Annotated in this window: 19 protein-coding genes; 13 read left to right on the top strand and 6 right to left on the bottom strand. The window is 48.5% G+C overall.

The window, feature by feature from the left end; translation table 11 throughout:
* The 7 genes from EQP46_RS17560 (at window position 1) to EQP46_RS17590 (ending at window position 6,914) form a co-directional block, all read left to right on the top strand.
* A complete protein-coding gene (locus tag EQP46_RS17560; protein WP_129494887.1) occupies window positions 1-1,263 on the top strand; it encodes an electron transfer flavoprotein subunit alpha/FixB family protein in 1,263 nt (420 codons plus the stop codon).
* Complete coding sequence (locus tag EQP46_RS17565) at window positions 1,253-2,026, top strand: adenine nucleotide alpha hydrolase family protein (RefSeq protein ID WP_129494888.1); 774 nt, start codon at window positions 1,253-1,255, stop codon at window positions 2,024-2,026. The genes EQP46_RS17560 and EQP46_RS17565 overlap by 11 nt, the downstream gene beginning before the upstream one ends.
* Window positions 2,027-2,134: 108 nt before the next feature.
* Window positions 2,135-2,362, top strand: coding sequence for a glutaredoxin family protein (locus EQP46_RS17570; RefSeq protein ID WP_420841384.1), 228 nt, complete (start codon window positions 2,135-2,137; stop codon window positions 2,360-2,362).
* Between the two features lie 103 nt (window positions 2,363-2,465).
* Window positions 2,466-2,810: a metalloregulator ArsR/SmtB family transcription factor gene (locus EQP46_RS17575; RefSeq protein WP_129494889.1), complete on the top strand. Its 345-nt coding sequence runs from the start codon at window positions 2,466-2,468 to the stop codon at window positions 2,808-2,810.
* A 70-nt stretch (window positions 2,811-2,880) separates the two neighbouring features.
* Window positions 2,881-3,894: an ACR3 family arsenite efflux transporter gene (gene arsB, locus EQP46_RS17580; RefSeq protein WP_129494890.1), complete on the top strand. Its 1,014-nt coding sequence runs from the start codon at window positions 2,881-2,883 to the stop codon at window positions 3,892-3,894.
* A gap of 313 nt (window positions 3,895-4,207) precedes the next feature.
* On the top strand, window positions 4,208-5,128 hold the full coding sequence (locus EQP46_RS17585; protein WP_129494891.1) for an arginase family protein: 921 nt from the start codon (window positions 4,208-4,210) through the stop codon (window positions 5,126-5,128).
* A gap of 169 nt (window positions 5,129-5,297) precedes the next feature.
* Window positions 5,298-6,914, top strand: coding sequence for a diguanylate cyclase domain-containing protein (locus EQP46_RS17590; RefSeq protein WP_129494892.1), 1,617 nt, complete (start codon window positions 5,298-5,300; stop codon window positions 6,912-6,914).
* A gap of 106 nt (window positions 6,915-7,020) precedes the next feature.
* Here EQP46_RS17590 and EQP46_RS17595 read toward each other — a convergent pair whose 3' ends face one another.
* The 5 genes from EQP46_RS17595 to EQP46_RS17615 form a co-directional block, all read right to left on the bottom strand.
* Window positions 7,021-7,887 carry a Sir2 family NAD-dependent protein deacetylase gene (locus tag EQP46_RS17595; protein WP_129494893.1) on the bottom strand — a complete coding sequence of 289 codons (867 nt, stop codon included), beginning with the start codon at window positions 7,885-7,887 and terminating at the stop codon, window positions 7,021-7,023.
* On the bottom strand, window positions 7,875-8,798 hold the full coding sequence (locus EQP46_RS17600) for a protein-ADP-ribose hydrolase (RefSeq protein WP_129494894.1): 924 nt from the start codon (window positions 8,796-8,798) through the stop codon (window positions 7,875-7,877). The genes EQP46_RS17595 and EQP46_RS17600 overlap by 13 nt, the downstream gene beginning before the upstream one ends.
* Before the next feature lie 133 nt (window positions 8,799-8,931).
* The gene (locus EQP46_RS17605; protein WP_129494895.1) at window positions 8,932-9,795 is read right to left on the bottom strand and encodes a nuclear transport factor 2 family protein; all 864 of its coding nucleotides are present in this window, start codon (window positions 9,793-9,795) and stop codon (window positions 8,932-8,934) included.
* Window positions 9,796-10,092: 297 nt separating this feature from the next.
* On the bottom strand, window positions 10,093-10,971 hold the full coding sequence (locus EQP46_RS17610) for an AraC family transcriptional regulator (RefSeq protein ID WP_129494896.1): 879 nt from the start codon (window positions 10,969-10,971) through the stop codon (window positions 10,093-10,095).
* A gap of 233 nt (window positions 10,972-11,204) precedes the next feature.
* Window positions 11,205-12,437, bottom strand: coding sequence for a DEAD/DEAH box helicase (locus EQP46_RS17615; RefSeq protein WP_129494897.1), 1,233 nt, complete (start codon window positions 12,435-12,437; stop codon window positions 11,205-11,207).
* Between the two features lie 219 nt (window positions 12,438-12,656).
* Between EQP46_RS17615 and EQP46_RS17620 the strand changes: the two genes are divergently transcribed.
* The 6 genes from EQP46_RS17620 (at window position 12,657) to EQP46_RS17645 (ending at window position 18,738) form a co-directional block, all read left to right on the top strand.
* Complete coding sequence (locus EQP46_RS17620; RefSeq protein ID WP_129494898.1) at window positions 12,657-14,126, top strand: glutamate-cysteine ligase family protein; 1,470 nt, start codon at window positions 12,657-12,659, stop codon at window positions 14,124-14,126.
* A gap of 51 nt (window positions 14,127-14,177) precedes the next feature.
* Window positions 14,178-15,188, top strand: coding sequence for a M14 family metallopeptidase (locus tag EQP46_RS17625; RefSeq protein ID WP_129494899.1), 1,011 nt, complete (start codon window positions 14,178-14,180; stop codon window positions 15,186-15,188).
* 38 nt (window positions 15,189-15,226) lie between these two features.
* Complete coding sequence (locus EQP46_RS17630; protein WP_129494900.1) at window positions 15,227-15,547, top strand: hypothetical protein; 321 nt, start codon at window positions 15,227-15,229, stop codon at window positions 15,545-15,547.
* A gap of 205 nt (window positions 15,548-15,752) precedes the next feature.
* Window positions 15,753-16,364 carry a sugar O-acetyltransferase gene (locus EQP46_RS17635; protein WP_129494901.1) on the top strand — a complete coding sequence of 204 codons (612 nt, stop codon included), beginning with the start codon at window positions 15,753-15,755 and terminating at the stop codon, window positions 16,362-16,364.
* A 186-nt stretch (window positions 16,365-16,550) separates the two neighbouring features.
* Window positions 16,551-17,105: a TFIIB-type zinc ribbon-containing protein gene (locus EQP46_RS17640; protein ID WP_129494902.1), complete on the top strand. Its 555-nt coding sequence runs from the start codon at window positions 16,551-16,553 to the stop codon at window positions 17,103-17,105.
* A 691-nt stretch (window positions 17,106-17,796) separates the two neighbouring features.
* On the top strand, window positions 17,797-18,738 hold the full coding sequence (locus tag EQP46_RS17645) for a class I SAM-dependent methyltransferase (protein WP_129494903.1): 942 nt from the start codon (window positions 17,797-17,799) through the stop codon (window positions 18,736-18,738).
* A 267-nt stretch (window positions 18,739-19,005) separates the two neighbouring features.
* On the opposite strand, the gene EQP46_RS17650 is transcribed toward EQP46_RS17645, so the two are convergent.
* Window positions 19,006-19,623 carry a histidine phosphatase family protein gene (locus EQP46_RS17650; RefSeq protein WP_129494904.1) on the bottom strand — a complete coding sequence of 206 codons (618 nt, stop codon included), beginning with the start codon at window positions 19,621-19,623 and terminating at the stop codon, window positions 19,006-19,008.
* Window positions 19,624-19,648: the final 25 nt, after the last annotated feature.

Here is a 19,648-nt window from a genome sequence, read left to right on the forward strand (position 1 = left end):
ATGAGCGATGATACCAAACAAAGCGTACCGCTGAGGCGGAATCGACGGCTCGAATACATAGCGCGTAATCGCCTGCACCCTGAACACGCGGCGTTAGTGGCATCTCAAAACATCATGCTGGGCGGTACAAACCGAAAAGACCCTCACCGTGTTGGTTTCTTCACTCCCGATGGCATTAAGCGGGTCGATCGATCCGGAGAAACCTCTGCGGCAGCAGGGATCGCGGCAAAAGCCGTTGAACAAAGCTTGCCAAGAAAACACATCGCATCGCCATCGGATTATGTGGTGGTAGTCTCGGATGGCGACAGCGAAAAACTATCAACGCTCGATAAAGACATGCTTGGCTTGGCACAGCAATTGTCTGCGAGAGCGGGTGAAAGCACCGCCGTGCTTTTGGTCACTGTGTTCACGCGCCAAGATGATTTTGCGGCAGCAGGCGCTGATCGTGTGCTGGCGCTCAATGCGTCAATGTCTTATGCCCCTGAGCAATGGCTCTCTGCATTACTTTCACTTGAATCATCCCTTTCGCCCGTTCATTGGGTGTTCCCCGATTCGGGCTTGGTGGGCGGTGATTTGGCACGCAAACTCAGTGTGGAACTCAATGAGAGACCCGCAACGCGAGTAAGAGGCGTGATCGATGCACCAGCAGAAGATGTGCGGATCGAATGCGCGAGCGGTGATGCGGGGAAAACCGTGACGCGGCAACTCGCGCGCGTTTTGCTGGTGGAAGAACAAGTGGCAGACCCGATTTCGGGCTATCTCACTGACGCGTCGCCTTTGGAAGAATCACCCCTTGATGTTACCCACGCTTTCAGCGACGTGTGTGCCATTCAAGATGCTGGCAGCGTGGCAGTTGACCCGAAAAACATCCCATTGCCGGAAACGGGCTTTATTTTGTCTGGCGGAAACGGCGTGCGAAATTGGGCGTTGTTCCATCAATGTGCAGACGCATTGGGCGCGACAGAAGGGGCAAGCCGTGTGGCGGTGGATAATGGGCACATGCCCAGAACGACACAAGTGGGAGCATCAGGCACTTATGTTAACGCCAAAGTGTATATCGCCGTGGGGATTTCAGGGGCGATCCAGCATCTGCAAGGAATGACGCACTGTGACACAGTGATCGCGATAAACGCAGACCCTGCTTGCGACATGGTGAAACGTGCTGACCTCAGCATCATCGCCGACAGTTCAGAAGTGATGCAAGCCCTCGTGGATGCAGCACAGGGTGCGACAACCAACAAGGAGATCAGTGATGCAAGTTAATGACGACATCATGGTGCTGGCCTCTTGCGGGCATCATCCACTTTCAGGCCGAGAGCGTCGCGCTGATCGTGATGCGCAAGCACTCGAAATTGCGCTGCAACATACGGCTTCGCCCCACGTGGTGTTTGCCGGTGATCCTGAATGCTCGGCATTGCGTGAATATTTGGGAATGGGCGTGCCTGAAGTCAACGTACTCATCCAAACCGCCGAATCCGATGTCAGCGCGGCGCTTGCCAGTTACGCCCATCAAAAATCGCCCCGTGTCGTCTTGTGCGGCCACCGCGCAGAACAAGGCGAATCGTCAGGCATGGTGCCGTATTTGGTGGGAAAACGCTTGAACGCGGCTGTGGTGCCAGACGTGGTGGATATTCTTGCGCAAGATGCAGAGTCCGTTGAAGTGCTTCAAGCGCTCGCGGGCGGGCAACGTCGTCGGTTACACGTTCGACTTCCCGCAGTGTTAATCGCCAGCGCATCTGCCCCTGTTGCTCGGCAAAGTGCCTTTACCAAAGCGAGAGACGGAGTGATTCATTCACTGAGCGTGGCAGACGTTGAAGATACCGAGTTGATCACATGGCACTGGCAGGCAGCGAAAAAGCGCGCGAAACGCGTTAAAACCGTCGCAGCATCGTCCTCAAGCCGAGATCGTTTCCGTGCGGCAACCGCAGCGTCCGCCTCAACAGGGGGTAAAGTTCTACAAAATCCCAGCCCTGAAGAGGCGGCTGACGCTATTATGCAGTTGCTCAAAGAGAAGGGCGTCTATTAAAGAAACGGTCGAGTTCTCCGCGGTAATTCATTAGACTTCCGTTTATCCCAATCAGCTTTTGTGAAAGCCATTGGGGGCAATCTGAATACGATGAACTCTGGAGGCCGCGTGAAGCGCATTACCATCTATACCAGCCGACAATGTGCGCACTGCAACGCGGCAAAGCAATTTTTTGATAGCAAGAAAATCACCTACAGAGAGTGCGATGTAGGCACGCCGCGCGGGAAAAAAGAACACGCTGCCTTGGGCGCACGCGGCGTTCCCGTGATCAAAATCGGCGATAAAGTGCTGCATGGATTTTCCCCGAAAGCGGTCGAACAAGCCCTCAAATCGTAACCCTCTTCTGAACGCAATCACCTGCTGCCATGCAATCGTCACTTTACATATGGAAAAACATATATAAAGTGGCGGTATTCAATGTAAAAATACCGAAGGCCTCATGTCACCTGTCAATTTCTATAAATGCCTCGCTGATGAAACGCGCTTGAAAACCCTGTTGTTGTTGGAGCGAGAAGAAGAGTTGTGTGTCTGTGAATTGATGGCGGCGTTAAATGAAAGTCAGCCAAAAGTGTCTCGTCACCTAGCCCAACTGCGAAAGTGTGGCCTTCTGACAGACCGACGCCAAGGCCAATGGGTGTTTTATCGCATCAATGCAGATTTGCCGGCGTGGGCGAAAGACGTGTTAACCACCACGATGAAAGCGAATGCTGTGTTTTTAGAAGAAGACATGGCGCGTTTATGCCGTATGGGCGATCGCCCAGCGCGCGCTTCTGCATGCTGCTAAAAAAATTTAAATTGATATATATGGAAAACCATATGTATCGGGTTGGTTTGATAAAAAAGAGGGCGACTTAATGGGAATGTTTGAACGCTACTTGTCCGTTTGGGTAGCGACATGTATTACTGCTGGGGTGATATTGGGAAACCTTGTTCCATCTGTGTTTGCATCCATTGCAGGCTGGGAGTTTGCACACGTTAATCTTGTTGTCGCTGTGCTGATTTGGGTCATGATTTTCCCCATGATGGTTCAGGTGGATTTCAGTGCGGTAAAAGATGTCGGCAAAAAGCCAAAGGGGATTGCGCTGACGTTAATCATTAACTGGTTAGTGAAACCTTTTACCATGGCTGCGCTGGGTTGGCTGTTCTTTAAAGGGATATTTGCTGACTGGGTTGACCCGCAAACGGCCAGCGAATACATCGCTGGGATGATCTTGCTTGGCGTCGCGCCGTGTACCGCCATGGTCTTCGTATGGAGTCAGCTGACCAAAGGTGATGCGAACTACACCTTGGTGCAAGTGTCGGTGAATGACATCATTATGGTGTTTGCGTTCGCACCCATCACGGCATTGCTACTCGGTGTCAGCGATATCTCTGTGCCTTGGCAAACCCTGGCCAGTTCCGTGCTTCTCTATGTTGTGCTGCCGCTTGTGGCAGGCGCGGTTGTTCGCAAAAAATTGCTTGATAAGGGCGAGGACAAACTCAATACTTTCCTCGCCGCGACAAAGCCATGGTCGATTGTCGGTTTGCTCGGCACGGTTGTACTGCTCTTCGGCTTTCAGGCGGAAACCATCGTTAGCCAACCGCAATCTATCCTCTTGATTGCCATTCCACTGCTGATTCAAACCTACGGCATATTTGCCATTACCTATGGTGTCGCAAAGTGGATGAAATTACCGCATAACGTGGCGGCGCCAGCAGGCATGATTGGCACATCAAACTTCTTTGAATTGGCCGTCGCTGTTGCGATTTCACTCTTTGGCTTACATTCCGGTGCTGCGCTTGCAACTGTTGTGGGTGTGCTGGTGGAAGTACCTGTGATGCTGTCATTGGTGTGGTTTGCGAATCGCACGCGTCATTGGTTTGCTTAACACCTGCTTAAAACCTTGATGAAGCCCTGAATTTTCAGGGCTTTTTTGTCTCTATGAATACGTCCATGGCGAGGTACTCAGGGGGTATTTGCGTTTCACTTCACGATTGTTGGATGTCATTACTAATAACGCTATCAATGTGTTTTCAATCGGCGATAATTCTGACGATTCGGCCTCATATCAGTAAGTTACGCTTTGCGTTGTCTTGCAAAACCACAATGTAACGCCGTTGGGTTTGCGAACTGATTTTCATACTGTCGAACACGCCAGACCCTCGACCCCAACTTCAAAAAGACATGTAAAGGAATTCACCATGAAACGATCCTTCGATCTCATCGGCGCACCGTTCAATCAGTTTGGCTCTGTAAAAACAGAGAAAAACACATTGGAAGAGCTGCGACGACTGGATGAGGAGCGTTGGTTGGGCTTGACTGAGTGGTTGGAAATGCGCAATTTGCGCTGGAACACGGATATTCAAGATAAAGGCGATGTGTTGCCCGACAACGAAGCCAAATTTCTCGTCAACCATGGGGAAGATATCGCGGCGTTGACGCGTTATGCCGAGCAGTTAAAACAGACGGTGATGCAGAGCTACCGAGAAGGACGCGTACCTGTTGTGGTAGGTGGCGATCATGCGATCACGGTCGGCACGGTGCAAGCGACATTGGAATACTTTCAAAAAGAGAAAGGCGAAAAGGTGGCCGTTGTGTGGGTGGATGCCCATGCCGATTGCAATACGGGACGCGGAAATTTACATGGCAAACCCCTTGCGTTACTGATGGACAAATACCCTCACGACAATTGGACCGTGCCTGCTGATATTCGTTTATCACCGCAAGACATTTACTACGTGGCGGTGCGTGACTTGATGTTGCCAGAAGCCGAGTTGATCAAAGAAGAAGGCATCGACTTATATAGCCCTGAGGTGATCGATGCGATTGGTTTTCGAACAATGCTGGATAGGCTGATTGCTGAGCTCGAAGGCAGCTATGATCGCTTTTTCGTTTCGTTTGATTATGACGCGCTTGATGGTGCAATTTTCCGTGCCTGTGCTACGCCTAATGTGGGTGGCTTATCGGCGCGCGAAGCGCTCACGCTCGTTCATGAACTCGCGGCGCACCCTAAATTCGTCGGCATTGATTTTCTTGAGTATTTGCCTGAGAAAGACCCTGAAGGCATATCGAAAGAAATGATGATCAAATTGATAGATGCTGCATGGGGGTATCGTACTTAAACGCATGATCGCCTTTGCTCGCCCACCTTCTTTGCCTTGCGCCTCGGTCGTCGACCGGGGCGTTTTTGTCTTCGTAGCTAATAATCCTGTAGTTGCACATGGTTACGCATTTGTCTCATAAATGAACTAAACATAAATGTATTGAATTCTTTATGTTTAGGGAGGGAGCATGGCTAGGCTAAAGCGACGTTATATTCGAACGTTCGCCGTCATCATCGGAATCGTATTTTCCACCAGTCTCTCAGCCCTTTTTAGCGCCTCTGAACATGAAAATATTGTGTCTGACTTTGAATTTGAGGTAGAGCGAAAAGCGGCTGCACTTTCTCAAACTCTCGACATGAATTTCGAGGCACTTCAATCGATTAGCACTCTGTTCAGAAGTTATCCCGACACGGGATTTTTGATGTTTCAGCAAGAAGCACAACGCATCTTGCAACGGCACTCAGGCATTCAGGGCCTTGAGTGGGCACCGCGTATTAAACAAGATGAGCGCACAGATGCTGAACGCGTGATGCAGCTGTATTTTCCTGAGTTTTCCTTCACCCATATTTCGCCTCATGGCAACATGGCCATTGCCAAAGAGAGCCCTGAATATTATCCCGTGTATTACATAGAACCGTATTTCGGGAATGAACGGGTACTGGGTTTTGATATTGCCTCCAACCCTCGTCGCATGGCGACCTTGATAGAGGCTCGAGATTCGGGCCAGGCGAAAGCGACGGCCAGTATTCGTTTGATTCAAGAAACCGAAAACCAGCGGGGGTTTCTTACCATGGTACCTATCTACCAAGGAGCTGTATCCACCCTCGCAAACAGGCAAAAGAATATCATCGGCATCGTGCTCGCCTCGTATCGTATTGGCGATATTTTTGTGATGTCCCAACACGGGGAGTTGCCGACGGATTTATCTATCCGACTGATCGATATCACTAACCCCAAGCAGACAGAAGTGCTGTTTGATAAAACCCCAAGAGACAGTGTCTTGTCTAACGACCTGCGTTACACCACGTTATTGCCGCCCGTTCTTGGCCGTCAGTGGCAGATGGAAGTGACCGCTACGGACGCCTACCTCTTAGGGAAAAAGAGCATGACGCCGGCCATTGTATTTATCTCGGGCATCTTGTTGACCGCCTTTTTCACCGCCTATTTAAGCCTGTTGTTTCGCCATTCTGGTTTGGTTGAAAAAGAGGTGATTGAACGAACAAAAGATCTCGATTTTGCCAACAACGAACTGAAGAAGCTTTCTCAGAACGATGCACTCACGGGGCTATACAATCGGCGCTATTTTGACGAGTACGCGAGCCGCGAATGGTTAAGGGCTCAGCGTACTCAATCCCCGTTGTCGTTACTCTTAATTGATGTCGACCATTTTAAGAAATACAACGACAGTTACGGGCACCTTGCTGGAGACGGTTGTTTAAAGAAAATTGCCTCAGCACTTCAACATGCGTTAATGCGCTCGCAGGACATTGTGTGTCGATATGGCGGTGAAGAGTTTGTGATGGTGCTGCCAGACACAACAACCCCCGGTAATGTGGCAGAACGCTGTCGCGCAAAGATAAAAGCACTCGGCATTGAACACAGCAACAATGAAGACAAAGGCAAAGTCACCATCAGTATTGGGGCGGCAACGGCCACACCGAGTGGGAAGAATCAGTTTCAAGATCTCTTTAACGCCGCTGATGAAGCCTTGTATGAGGCAAAATCTAGCGGTCGAGATTGTATTGTGATTCGAACCGACGATACGAAAAGTGATCCTTTGCCCAATGAAGATTTACGTGCGTAGAATGAAAATGCCCCTAAGTAGGGGCATTTTTAGGTGAACAAGGCTGAGGCTAACTCGCGCTATCAAATCAAATAATCAAGGCAACCACTCAATGCATGTCACGCACTCAAGCGGTGCTCACTGGCTGTGAAATACCTTCAACAAAGGCACGAATATCGCCTTGAACAGCAATCGCCTTGTCACCCAAGCTTGGCGGCACGTTTGCATGATCTAAGTTCACGCGCACCAAGGTTGTATCAGGGAAAGACGCGGTGATTTGCTCCATCGGCTTTCTGATCACTGTGGGTGTGTTAAAACCCGAACCGAGATCTAACACCACGACCTTTTTATCCATGTTTGCGTTGAGCCATTCGATCAAGCGCTGGCGTTCTTCTTCGTGCACGGTATCGATGAAAGAACCATCAATACGTGCATGAATGAACATATCCTCGCCGCAGTTCGGACACTTAGGTACGGCCTCGTCAGAGGTCAGCACCTGCGCCATTGAATCAAAACTCTCATCCATCTTGTCGAGGAAGGGTTTGATGTCCCACACTTCTTGGCTGCAAGGCACAGTGCATTGGATCTTGCCATAGTCACCTTGTGGGGTGTAAACCTGATGCCTATCAAAACCACTTTTGTAGAACAGGCCATCGACGTTGGAGGTCATCACAAAGTGGGTTTTGTCTTTCACACGTTCATAAAGCGCACGGTACAACGGGTTTTCTTTCTGTGAAAAATACACATATTCCAAATGTACTTTGTAGTAGCCCCATTGCTCACGCTGTGTCCAAGCGGAATAGCCCATGAGGTCATACTGTGTACGGAATCCTTTCTTTACCCATCCCGGATACACTTGCGCGAATTTTTCGCGATCCAAGTAGTTAATGCCAGCGGCAGCAGAAAGCCCCGCACCAGCGCCGATGAGGATTGCATCTGCGTCATCCAATAACCTTGCGACTTGCTGCAATGTTTGGTGGTTTAGTGTTGACATACAAACTCCTCCATAACGGATTGATAGATGTGGTGGTCATGATCGCTAAAGACATTAAATATCACGATGTCGAGCGCGTTCGAATTGTCCTTTAACCATTGCGTAACGGTGTAGAGTGCAATGGGTGTTGCCTGTTCGACGGGGTAACCAAACACGCCCGTTGAAATGGCACAAAATGCCACGCTACGAATGTCTGATAGCTGTGTACAGGCATCCAGTGTGCGCCGGTAACACGAGGCCAATTGTTGTTTGTGTTGCTCGGTAACACGCCCTTGTGCAATAGGGCCAACGGTATGAATGACGTAACGTGATGGCAAATTGTATGCCCGCGTTACCTTCGCCTCTCCCGTGGGTTCAGCGCTGCCTTGCTGTTGCATGATGGCATCGCAATCTGCCCGCAATTGAACGCCTGCGCGGCTATGGATCACGTTGTCGATGCACTTGTGCTGTGGTTGGAAGCAGCCAAGTAAGCGGTTGTTCGCCGCGTTCACGATGGCATCGATTTCAAGTGTCGTGATGTCCCCTTGCCAAAGCAGCACCTTAGTGTTGCCGACATTAAAAAACGGCATTTTCGCAAGCTCTGTGGCTTGAACGGTTTCTCGTTGCGATTCTTCAATGTGAAGTAAGGTGTTGAGCTTTACTTCCGCCTCTTTCGACAAACTGTTGGGTGGCAGCACTGTGATGAGTGAGTCCAGCAAGGTGCGCTGCATTTTCTCGTCATACTGATTGGGATCATCAATGCCAAACTGTGCCAGTGAATCCCCCAACATCTGCAGTAAATCCTTCACCAATTCAGAAGGTTTTCCTGCTTTTTCCAGCGTTGCGATATAGCGTTCGTGTAAGTGAACGCGTTCTGCATAGGCTGAAAGCGGTAACGCTTTATTGTGAGGTGTGAGCGTTTTCAGCGTCATGTCGCCTCCTGATAAGTGGTGAAGTTCGGTGTGTTGAACGCGATGTAAAAACGCGAAACGTCTTTCGGTGACGCTAAAAAGAGAGGCACTGTTTATTCAGTGCCTCGGTGCTTCATTGGAACAACGTGAGGGCTTATTGGAAGCCAAATTTACCGTTGTCGTTTTTCCATGTATCACGGGCTGGGATGGTTTCAATGGCGTCCCAGTGCTCAACAATTTTGTCGTTTTCAACGCGGAACAAGTCATAAAACGACACGTGATTGTTTAAAAATTCACCTTCGCTGATCGCCAGTACGAAGTTACCCTGACCCAAAATCTTGTGTGTTTTGGAGTAAGACATGCTCATGCCTTGTTCTGCCATGGCTTTCAGTGCGGCACCTAACCCACTCAGACCGTCAGCAACATCTGGGTTATGTTGTAGGTATGCGCTGTCCTCGTTATCAATAAAGTCGTTGATGCGCGCCATGTTGCCGTCATGCAAAATGGTTTGAACAAAGTCCGCCACCAAGGCTTTGTTTTGTTCGGTTTTCGCAATGTCTTTAATCTCGGTTGCTCCATCTAGCTGAGTGCGGCCACTGGCATTTGCAGGCGCGAGGTCTTGCAAGTTATCCCAGTGTTCTACAATCAGGCCGTTTTCAAAACGGAACACATCAAACCCTACTTTTGGACCAAAGAAGTCATATTCTGTGTGGGTGACAACATAGTCTCCATCGGTAAAGGCGCGCTTCACATCGGCTTTCGCGCTGCCTTCTGGCAACATTTGCATGATCTCACCGAACCCAGCAAGCCCATCACCGACTGCGAGATTGTGTTGTGTGTATTCATTCGGATTTATGTAAGCAACGGGTGCTGCATCGCCTGTTTCAATGCTTTCAAGTAACGCAACGGCTTTTTCTTGATTCGTCGGCACATCGTGCGTTGGCAGAGTACACGCAGTAACACCTAACACGCTGGCAGCGACAAGTGTTTTGGTAAGCACGTTAGTAAGCGTTTTCATTCAATCTTCCTTATTCGATGTTGAGAGCGACTTATGATTGTTGTTCCCAGTGAGGCGTTTTTTTTGTCTTGGGTTCAGCCAGGAACGTTTTGCTTGGGAATCATAATAGGGAGGAAAGGGCAGGCTGTGCAGAGTGGATATGTGCTTAAAACTGGTGAATCTCGAACCTTATTAGCGAAAGCTTATGAGATTTGTTTATCAATCAGTTAGAGATGAAAAGAGCAATGTATGGGCGAAAATGGCGGCCTGAAACCGCTGTTTTTAGATGGGTTGTTAAAAGAAAAAGATGCCTAAAAACTAAAGTGCAGGAGTGATATATAACTTCTGAAATTGGCTCGGTGTGAGCTGCGTTTCTTTCTTAAAATACTTCACAAAATTGCTCGCATCTTCAAAGCCAAAATCAAAGGCGATTTGTTGTGAGGTGATGTTGCTGACCACTAAGCGGCGTTTGATTTCCAAGATGGTGAAGTTGTCGATCACTTGCTTTGCGGTTAGCCCCGCGGCCAATTTGCACACGTGATTGAGGGTTTTGTAGGTGGTGCCAATTTGGCTGGCGTACCAGTTTGCATCTCTCACACGCTGGAAGTTGGATTGCAGCAAAGTAAAGAAACGCGAAAAGGTGGCGCTTTGCGATTGGGACAGCGACTCGCAGTGTTCATCAGGCTGTTGGCGTTTAAGTATGAGCGCCAGTGCAGAAAAGAGGTACATCACGATCAATGGGTCACGATCGTTGAGGTCGAGTTCTTGCGTTATTTGGATAATCAGGTTGTGGGTGCGTTCGCGGCTTTCGCCTTCTAACTGCAAGAACGGGGAATGCTGCTGATTGAGATGCGTAGGGGTGTAGTTAGGCAAACGCATGTTGGTGTGCAGGTTATCGAGAAAGGCTTGCGTGAAGATCAGAATCTTCCCTTTTGGTTGGGAAGTGTTATCAAAGGCATGGACTTGGTCGCGTTGAACGAACAGCATGGTGCCGGGTTTAAACGGGTATTCTTTGAAATCCACCATGTGAACGCCTTCGCCTTCCTCAATGAATATCATCATGAAAAAGGAAACACGGTGAGGGGCGGCCGGATCGTGATCATAGCCTTTACTGCGGTAGATTTTAGCCATGTCGATGATTTCGAACTCGGCTTGCTCTGTGCTCTCGTAACTAAAGCCAACGTTCGGTATTTGCATGACGGTATCCATTCTTAATCTGTGTTAAGTGTATACCTTCATACGCGCTATCTCGTGGTTAAGTAACGAGAAATCGGCAAATGCCACGTGTTATTTTCAGACTTGGCGCAGATTTTCAGCACTGCTAATGACGTTGCCGCTGTTACAACCAAGTCCGATATCCATGCTTTCATTGCCGATCAATAGCCATGCTTCACACGATGCGTAGCTGTAGCTGTAGCTGTAGCTGTAGCTTAGCGGCTGGCTTTCCCTGATTTTTTGAGTAGCTGACGCTTCAGGCGTCGCTTCTCACCACCACGACCACCGCGCTTTTCGTGATGTTCTTTGTCTGCATTCAAATCAGGCTCGTAACCTTGAAGCCACTCCTGCGGCAGACGTTGATCGATCAAGGTCTCGATCGCCACGAGCATGCCTTCTTCTTCACGGCTGACCAAAGAAATGGCTTTGCCGCTTTTACCCGCGCGGCCCGTGCGGCCAATACGGTGAATGTAATCTTCGGGTTGATGCGGTAATTCGTAATTGAACACGTAATCCAAAGAAGGAATGTCCAGCCCACGGGCTGCCACGTCGGTTGCAACCAAGACGCGGATTGTGCCTTCTTTAAAGCCTTCTAACGCACGGTTTCGCGCGCCTTGCGTTTTTTCGCCATGAATCGCTTCTGCGGCTAACCCATCAAGCTTGAGTTCGTTCGCTAAGGCTTCAGTACTTTGGCGGGTTTTCGCAAACACCAAGACTTGTTGTAGGTTCTTGCTGCCAATCAGGTAAGAAAGCAATTCACGCTTACGTTTCTTATCAACAGGGTGAACCAGCTGCTCTACGGTGTCTGCGGTGCTGTTGCTGGTGGAGATTTCAATGCGTACTGGGTTGTTCAACAAGCGATAGGCTAAATCCATCACTTGTTTTGGGTAGGTGGCAGAGAAGAACAAGGTTTGGCGTTCTTTCGGCATCTTCTTCATCAGGCGTTTAATGTCTGAAATGAAGCCCATGTCCAACATGCGATCGGCTTCGTCGAGGACCAGGGTATCTAACGCACTGAGGTTCAAGGTGCCGATGTGCAAGTGATCAAGCAAACGCCCCGGTGTGCCCACCACAATTTCCGCGCCTTTTGCCAAGGCACTTTTTTGTGGGTTGATGTTCGCACCGCCATAAAGCGCCACGCATTTCAACGTGGTGTTTTGACTGTATTCCACCACCTTATCCAACACTTGCTGTGCAAGCTCGCGCGTTGGAGTAACAACCAGCACGCGGGTTGAGCCTTTCACGCCTTTATCGAGCAGTTGATGCAGCAATGGCAAGGTGAAGGCGGCGGTTTTACCTGTTCCCGTTTGGGCTGCGCCCATCACATCATTTCCCGCCAATACTTTCGGGATCGCCTGTTGCTGAATGTCAGTCGGTTGGGTGTAACCAAGTGCACTTAGCGTCGATTGAAGCGTCGCATTGAGAAGAGTGAAAGCGTTGTCAGACATGATGTTTCCGGAACAGACCAAATTAAAGGAGCGCGAGTTTACCAGATTCCGCCCAAATGTGCAGAGCAGTCACGAAACCAGATGCGTAAAAAGCGAAGAAGAAAAACTCATTGTTAAGACGATGAAATCATCGCTTGCCACGCCGTTTATTCCCCCGCTGAAATCGCTGCAAAATTGATCTATGTTAAAAATTCAATCACGCGAGGAGAGGGCTGAGCAGTGGGCCAAAATATAATTAAAACCTCGTTTAGTGCAAGTGACCACACGCGGTTTGCTTTGCAGCTAAAATCGGAACTTGAACAACTGGAAGCGTTACTTGAAACACCGGGATGGGGTGTCGGGGAATGTACGTTAGGAGCGGAGCTTGAACTGTACCTCACAGACAAAAACCATCGACCCGCCCATTACAACTTGGACTTACTTGAAAAAGCTGCGGACCCTTTGATGACCGCAGAAATTAATCGCTTTAACCTTGAATACAATTGTCCCTACACCACGTTTAAAGGTGCGCCGTTTTCCTTCTTGAAACAACACATGGATGACAGGTTACTGTCTCTCCAATCCCTTGCGAACGAAACAGGCGTGAATGTCACCCCCATCGGTATTCTTCCCACTCTGCAACACGGTGACTTTGGCTTAGCCTCCATGACTGACTCTCCGCGGTATCACGCGCTAACAGAAATTCTGTGCGAGTCTCGGGGCGGCCCATTCCACATACGCATTCATGGAGCGGAAAGCTTAGAAATTGATGCGGACGATCTGACGCTAGAAGGGGCGAATACCTCATTCCAAGTGCACTATCGCGTCAAACCCGACGAGTTTGCGACGTGGTATAACGGCATTCAACTTGCCACCATCTTTACGCTGGCAATGGGCGCGAATTCCCCCGTCTTCCTAGAAAGAAAGCTGTGGCATGAAACGCGCATTCCCCTGTTTAAGCAATCCATTGATAGCCGAAACTTGTGTGGTATGAACTGGCACACCCCCGCACGTGTATCGTTTGGTAAAGGCTACGTGCGCAAGAGTGCGCTTGAGCTGTTCCGCCAAGGGGTGAGCTTGCAACCCGTGCTATTGCCAGACATGTGCGACACCCAAGCCAAAGAAGGCTGTGGGCCGCCGCTTGAAGCGTTACGTCTACACCAAAGCACCATCTGGAGTTGGAACCGAGCAGTGTATGACGACGCTGATAATGGGCATCTGCGCGTTGAGTTGCGAAGCCTTCCTGCAGGACCCACCACGATCGACATGGTGGCCAATGCGGCTTTGTGCATTGGTTTGGCGCATGCGCTAAGAAACGACCTTGATCGATTGATGGATCTGCTGCCGTTTGAGTTTGCCAAATACAATTTTTATCGCGCGGCGCAATTTGGTGTTGATGCCAACATTTTGTGGGAATCGGAAAACGGCGCGTTAGCTGAGTTTGCACTGACAGATGTGTTGGCGAAATTGTTGCCGAGGGTTGCGGATTCACTCATTCAACTCGGTGTTTCTCGACAAGAGGCAGACATGTTGATGATGGTGATCGAACATCGTCTCGCCAAGCGTCAAAACGGGGCGAGTTGGCAGCTTGCGACCTTAACGGCGTTGGAGAAAAAATACTCTGCATCAGAAGCGCTTGGCAGGATGTTCGGTTTGTATCAAAAGCAATTTTTATCAGGAGAGCCGGTTTCGCATTGGCCCGTTTTGTGATGGAGTATACGAATACACATTGCAACAAAACGGATTGAAGAGAGGAAATGGATGAAGTTACACGATGTCAGTTGGCCAAGCGAAGCAGAGTTTCAAGGTGGTCTGCTTCCATGGCTAGAAATGCTCCCGGGCGCAAGCTGGCTAACATTGCCGGGGCGCGATCCGAACAGACATCGTGTGATTGTCACTCTGCTGCATGGCAACGAGCCTTCAGGCACGAATGCGTTCTGGCACTTTGTTGAAAACACACCTGAGTGCGCGGTCACGACGCATTTTTGCTTGGCTAACGTCAATGCAGCCAAGGCAAATACGCCCTTTACGACGCGGCATGTAGACGGCAAGCCGGACATGAACCGTTGCTTTGGACGACAAGGTGAGGACGACAGCTACGAGATCGCCGATGAGATCTTGGCGCGGATCTCCTCCCTCGCACCGGAAGCAGTCGTGGATTTACACAACACGTCGGGCACCAGCCCAGCGTTTGCAGTGTCGATTCACGATGATGATGTGCACAAGCAAATTGCGTCTCTGTTCACAGAGCACATGCTTTGTTCGAATGTGCGTCTTGGTGCGTTAATGGAGATGACGAGCAGCACGTCTCCCATTGTTACCATCGAATGTGGTGGTGCAAGTGATCGTGCCGCGCATGAAGTGGCAAAGAACGGTTTGCATCACTTCATGACGGCTGAAAACATCTTCCAAGACAACCTCGGATTTTGGCCGATAGAAATGCTGTATCGCCCTGTGCGAATTCAAATGCAGCCAGATTCTGAACTGTGTTATCACGACCGAAAGGTCGAACAAGCAGATTTAACACTCGCGCCAGATATCGACCGACATAACTTTGGTTGGATGGCGGCAGATTCTCACATTGGCTGGCTCGGCGATCGAGGGTTGGATGCGTTAAAAACGGATGATGGTAAAGGCGGACATCCGATTGCCTCGCTTTTTTACGAAAAAGACGGTGAACTCAAACTCAAAGCCGCAAGTAAGCTGTTTATGATCACAACGCGACATGATATCGCTTTGTCCGATTGTTTGTTTTACATGGTGGTGGACTAGGGAAAGTCTTCCACAAACTGTGTCTATGGAGTACAGAAATGCATGATTTCACTGGCAAATGGCGTATAAAGTGGATGTCTAACTGGTCGCAAGAATATGTCGATATTCTTGAACCGGGTTACATGGAGTTTTCGCGAGACACGCTAGGAAATTTTGCATTCGGTGCTGTGAAAGGACAACTTGATGTTCGCATTTCATCGAAAGAGCCTAGCCTTGAGTTTTCATGGCGGGGTATCTGTGAAGGCAAGGAAATGTCTGGTCGAGGAAAAGTGGATTTCTTGAATGCGCGATTGGGAGAAGGCGAGCTATTTATCCATAACAGCGATGAAACCGATTTTATCATTGAGCGTCTTCATTAACAGCGCTGAGTTCGTGGCCTGGCACAAGATTGACACCGTGATTCCGTGCACTGCCCCCGTATTTTGACAAGCGAATTCATGTGCGAATTTGCGTCTGATCTCCATCCGTTAATTGATTGATAAGGCAAGTTTGAAAAGGCTTGCCTTTGTCTTTTCTGTGCCTTAAATATTATCGCATTCATGTATTTGTCTATAAGGTGATGGTATGAATTCGACGGAAAAAATGCGCAGTCAAAAAGTGTATTTTAGTAATGATGAAACGCTGCTCGCTGAGCAAATGCAGTGTCTTGAAACACTCTACGATTTTAATCATTCACGTCCCTCGGAGGTAGAGAAACGCCAGGCGCTCATGAAGCAGATTTTCGCATCTGTCGGCGAAGGGTGTTACATCGAGCCTCCACTGCATGCCAATTGGGGAAGACATACCCATTTGGGCAAACATGTCTATGCCAACTTCAATCTTACCTTGGTCGATGATACGGATATCACGATTGGCGACGCTGTCATGATTGGTCCTAACGTTACCATCGCGACGGCAGGACACCCGATAGAGCCGGAATTACGTCGCAGGGTTGGGCAGTTTAATATTCCCGTCACGATTGGAAACAACGTCTGGATAGGGGCGAACTCTGTCGTACTTCCCGGCGTCACCATTGGAGAGAACACCGTGATTGGTGCAGGTAGCGTGGTGACCAAAGATATTCCTGCCAATGTGGTCGCGGTGGGTTCGCCCTGCAAGGTGCTAAGAGCGATAGGTGAGCACGACAGAACCTATTATTTTCAAGATCGACCTTTAGCGGGCAATGTCCTTGAGTGACATCATTCGCGAGGCAGGCAGCGATGTCGTCCGACAAAAGGTTTGGCCTGAATCATCGCTAATCTCATGGTTTTTATCGGATCTCTCAGATTAATTCAGGCGTGACCTCAATGTTTTGCATCCAGCTTGAGCCGTGATTTGTGAGCGTGTAGAGTGAGAAAACACGGACAATACAAGAGAGTTCACATGGAATGTACAAGCTGCAAACGCGGCGTACTGAAGCCGAGTTATATAGAAGGCCAGTTTCGCGCGCACACCTGTTCGCACTGCAAAGGCGATTGGATTCTGATTGAAGATTTTATCGCTTGGCGCGAACGAAACCCGGGCTATGAATTCGCAGAAAATGCGACGTTAACCCTGGATGCGTCAGAAACAAAAAAAGCTATGCTGTGTCCGCAATCGGGCGTCATTATGCGTAAATTCAGAATTTCAGCTGCGCATGATCATAGGGTTGATTACAGTGCGGCGGTTGGCGGCATCTGGCTCGATCATGGTGAATGGGAATTGCTGAAAGCCGAAGGTTTGGCAACATCTGTCGGTGGCGTAGTGACAGAGCAGTGGCAGCACAAAGTGCGTGAACAGAGCGCCAAGCAAAGCTTCACTGATTTATATGTGTCTAAGTTCGGCGAAGAAGACTACCAAAAAGTGAAAGCGCTGAGAGAATGGATGCTTTCACACCCACAAAAAGCCGATCTACGTGCATTTTTATTGGCTGAAGATCCCTATTCTGCAGAAAAATAATCATACAGCGCGGCAGTTCGCTGTCGCGCTCGTACTTCTACCGAGGCTACCTTTTTAGTATTAATACGCGACTGCGCTTAAATTCCCCCTGTAAACATAATGTTAACGTGCTGTTCAAACGCATTTCTCTGAATCTGTAAATTTCCCCGCTGTTCATCTGCTACTTAGTTCATACTTCGGCTTAGATAAAATCACTATTTGTTCGTGAAATATCATTAGGTAAGTGTTGGTCATGTAAGGCACTTATATATAGATTTACATACAAAAATAACTAGAAAAAGCTCAATAAAAGTCTACGGGGTGACTTAACAGAATGACGATTAGTAATGACTGATTAGTAAATGAGAATAAAAAGTGTCAATATGTGCAGCGCTGTAAAATGACTTGAATAATAGACATAAAGAATGTGGTTTATTTGCATATTGTGCATATCTTGGGCGTTATCTGGAAACTTTCTATTTTGGAAAATTTGAATCACCTGATTTAGAAGATGCTTATATATCTTTGTTATTAGTGAAAATATAGAAAACTCAGACACTCTCAAAATAATGTACAGAAAAATAATCTAAGCCATAAATTAATGTGTATTAAAAATGGAAATGTTAGCGTTTACTATTTTTACAGCTGTTAATTGATTTACTATGTGTGTTTTTCTGGCTATTAGGAATGTGGCCAAAGAGCAGGAGTTAAGATGCTATTAGGGCAGGAAGCCGTTTTAGAATTGTTGCGTTGCCCTGTGTCTGGGGTAAGTCTTGAATCATTAGACACTAATGTATTAGTTGCATATTCGACGGATGGTACTCACGAATATGATGTGGTTGATAGCTACCCTGTGTTAATCCGATTTGAGAACAGCATTCTCGATAAATCGGATATTCAACGTCTTTCATCAACAGTACACCGCCAGTCTTACGGTGGTGTGTTCAGTGTTGCTAAGCGTCTCGCGTGCCCTCCAAGCCATGTTACCAAAGGCAATGTCGAGCTCCTTTTAGACACCCTTCTTTCCCAGCACAACTCAGCGCGTGTATTGATCATCGGTGGTGGCACCGTGGGTTGTGGTATGGAGCCTTTCTACACAGACCCTCGTATCGAGCTTGTTTCTTTTGATATTTATGCGTCTCCCTCTGTGCAATTTTTGGCAGATGCACACAACATTCCGTTGGTCAGCGAAAGCTTTGATGCTGTGATTATTCAAGCGGTGTTAGAGCATGTGTTAAGGCCAGAAGAGGTAGTGGCAGAAGCATACCGCGTCCTGAAACCTGATGGGATGGTTTACGCTGAAACACCGTTTTTGCAGCATGTTCATGAAGGCGCTTACGATTTCACGCGATACACAGAAAGTGGTCACCGTTATTTATTTAGGCGTTTTTCGTTGATTAAATCCGGTGCATCAGCAGGAGCGGGCACACAATTGTTATGGGCGCTTGATAGCTTTTTCTGCGGACTGTTTCGCTCAAAATTAATGGGGAAGATCATTAAGCTAGGATTGTTTTGGTTACAGGCTTTCGATCGTCTAATTCCTGAAACCTACAATGTTGATGCGGCGAGTGGTGTGTATTTCATGGGCCGTAAAGACCGATATGCAATGCAAGATGCCAGCATTGTTGAATATTACAAAGGCGCTCAGCGGTAACTGACGTTACCCCTTTGAAAAAACATTACATTGATGCTTTAACGCAAAAAATCTGTCTTATCGGGTGTTTCAAAACGTGATAACAGTGACTATCCAACATCTCCTATAAAACGTTTTCCCGCCTCATCTTTATTATCACGACACATATTTTCGCTTACGGTTTTATTGTGGTTCGTCGATCTTATTCATTTATGTGTGAGGGAAAACGCCAGCGATTTGCTGGCGTTGTTTCGACAGAGACTGGAAACGCGCAGTTTCAACAACCCGTTATGCCACTCCCGCCGCAGAGAATGCACTCGGTAGAGCTTCTCCTTTCGCCGCAAGTGGTTTGATGTCACCCGTCTCATGGTGCGGCAATGTGCGGTGCTGGCCCGCTGGGATGTCGCTAAACGCCGTCGTGAGAATTTGCAAAGCATCGCCATGAGAAACCAAGAGAATCACTTGATCACTAAATTGGTTTTCAAGGGCGAGAATGGCATCCATCGTTCGCTTTCTTACTTGCTCTGTGCTCTCTACGCCATTATCAGTTTGAGATGATGACACTGCGTCTTTTGCCCAAACTTGCTCGTATGCATCGGAAGATTTACCTTCCCATGTGCCAAAAAAGCGCTCTCTCAATCGAATATCTTGGATAGGTGTGTCAATGGATAGCGTTTTAGCTACCAGTGCTGCGGTTTCACGTGTACGGGTGAAATCGGAACACACAATCACGGAAATACCCGCGTCTTTAACGGCCAGAGCAGAAGCGACAGCTTGCTCCTCGCCCAATGGAGACAAACCATATTGATGGCAACCAATGTTCGGATCGCTTACCACTTTATCTGCTACGTTGGCTTTACTTTGTCCATGACGCATCAGGAAATAGCTGTTTTTAAACACGGTCATTCTGTGTCCTCGTTGATAATCGATA

Source organism: Enterovibrio baiacu, from assembly GCF_004120195.1.
Classification (GTDB): domain Bacteria; phylum Pseudomonadota; class Gammaproteobacteria; order Enterobacterales; family Vibrionaceae; genus Enterovibrio; species Enterovibrio baiacui.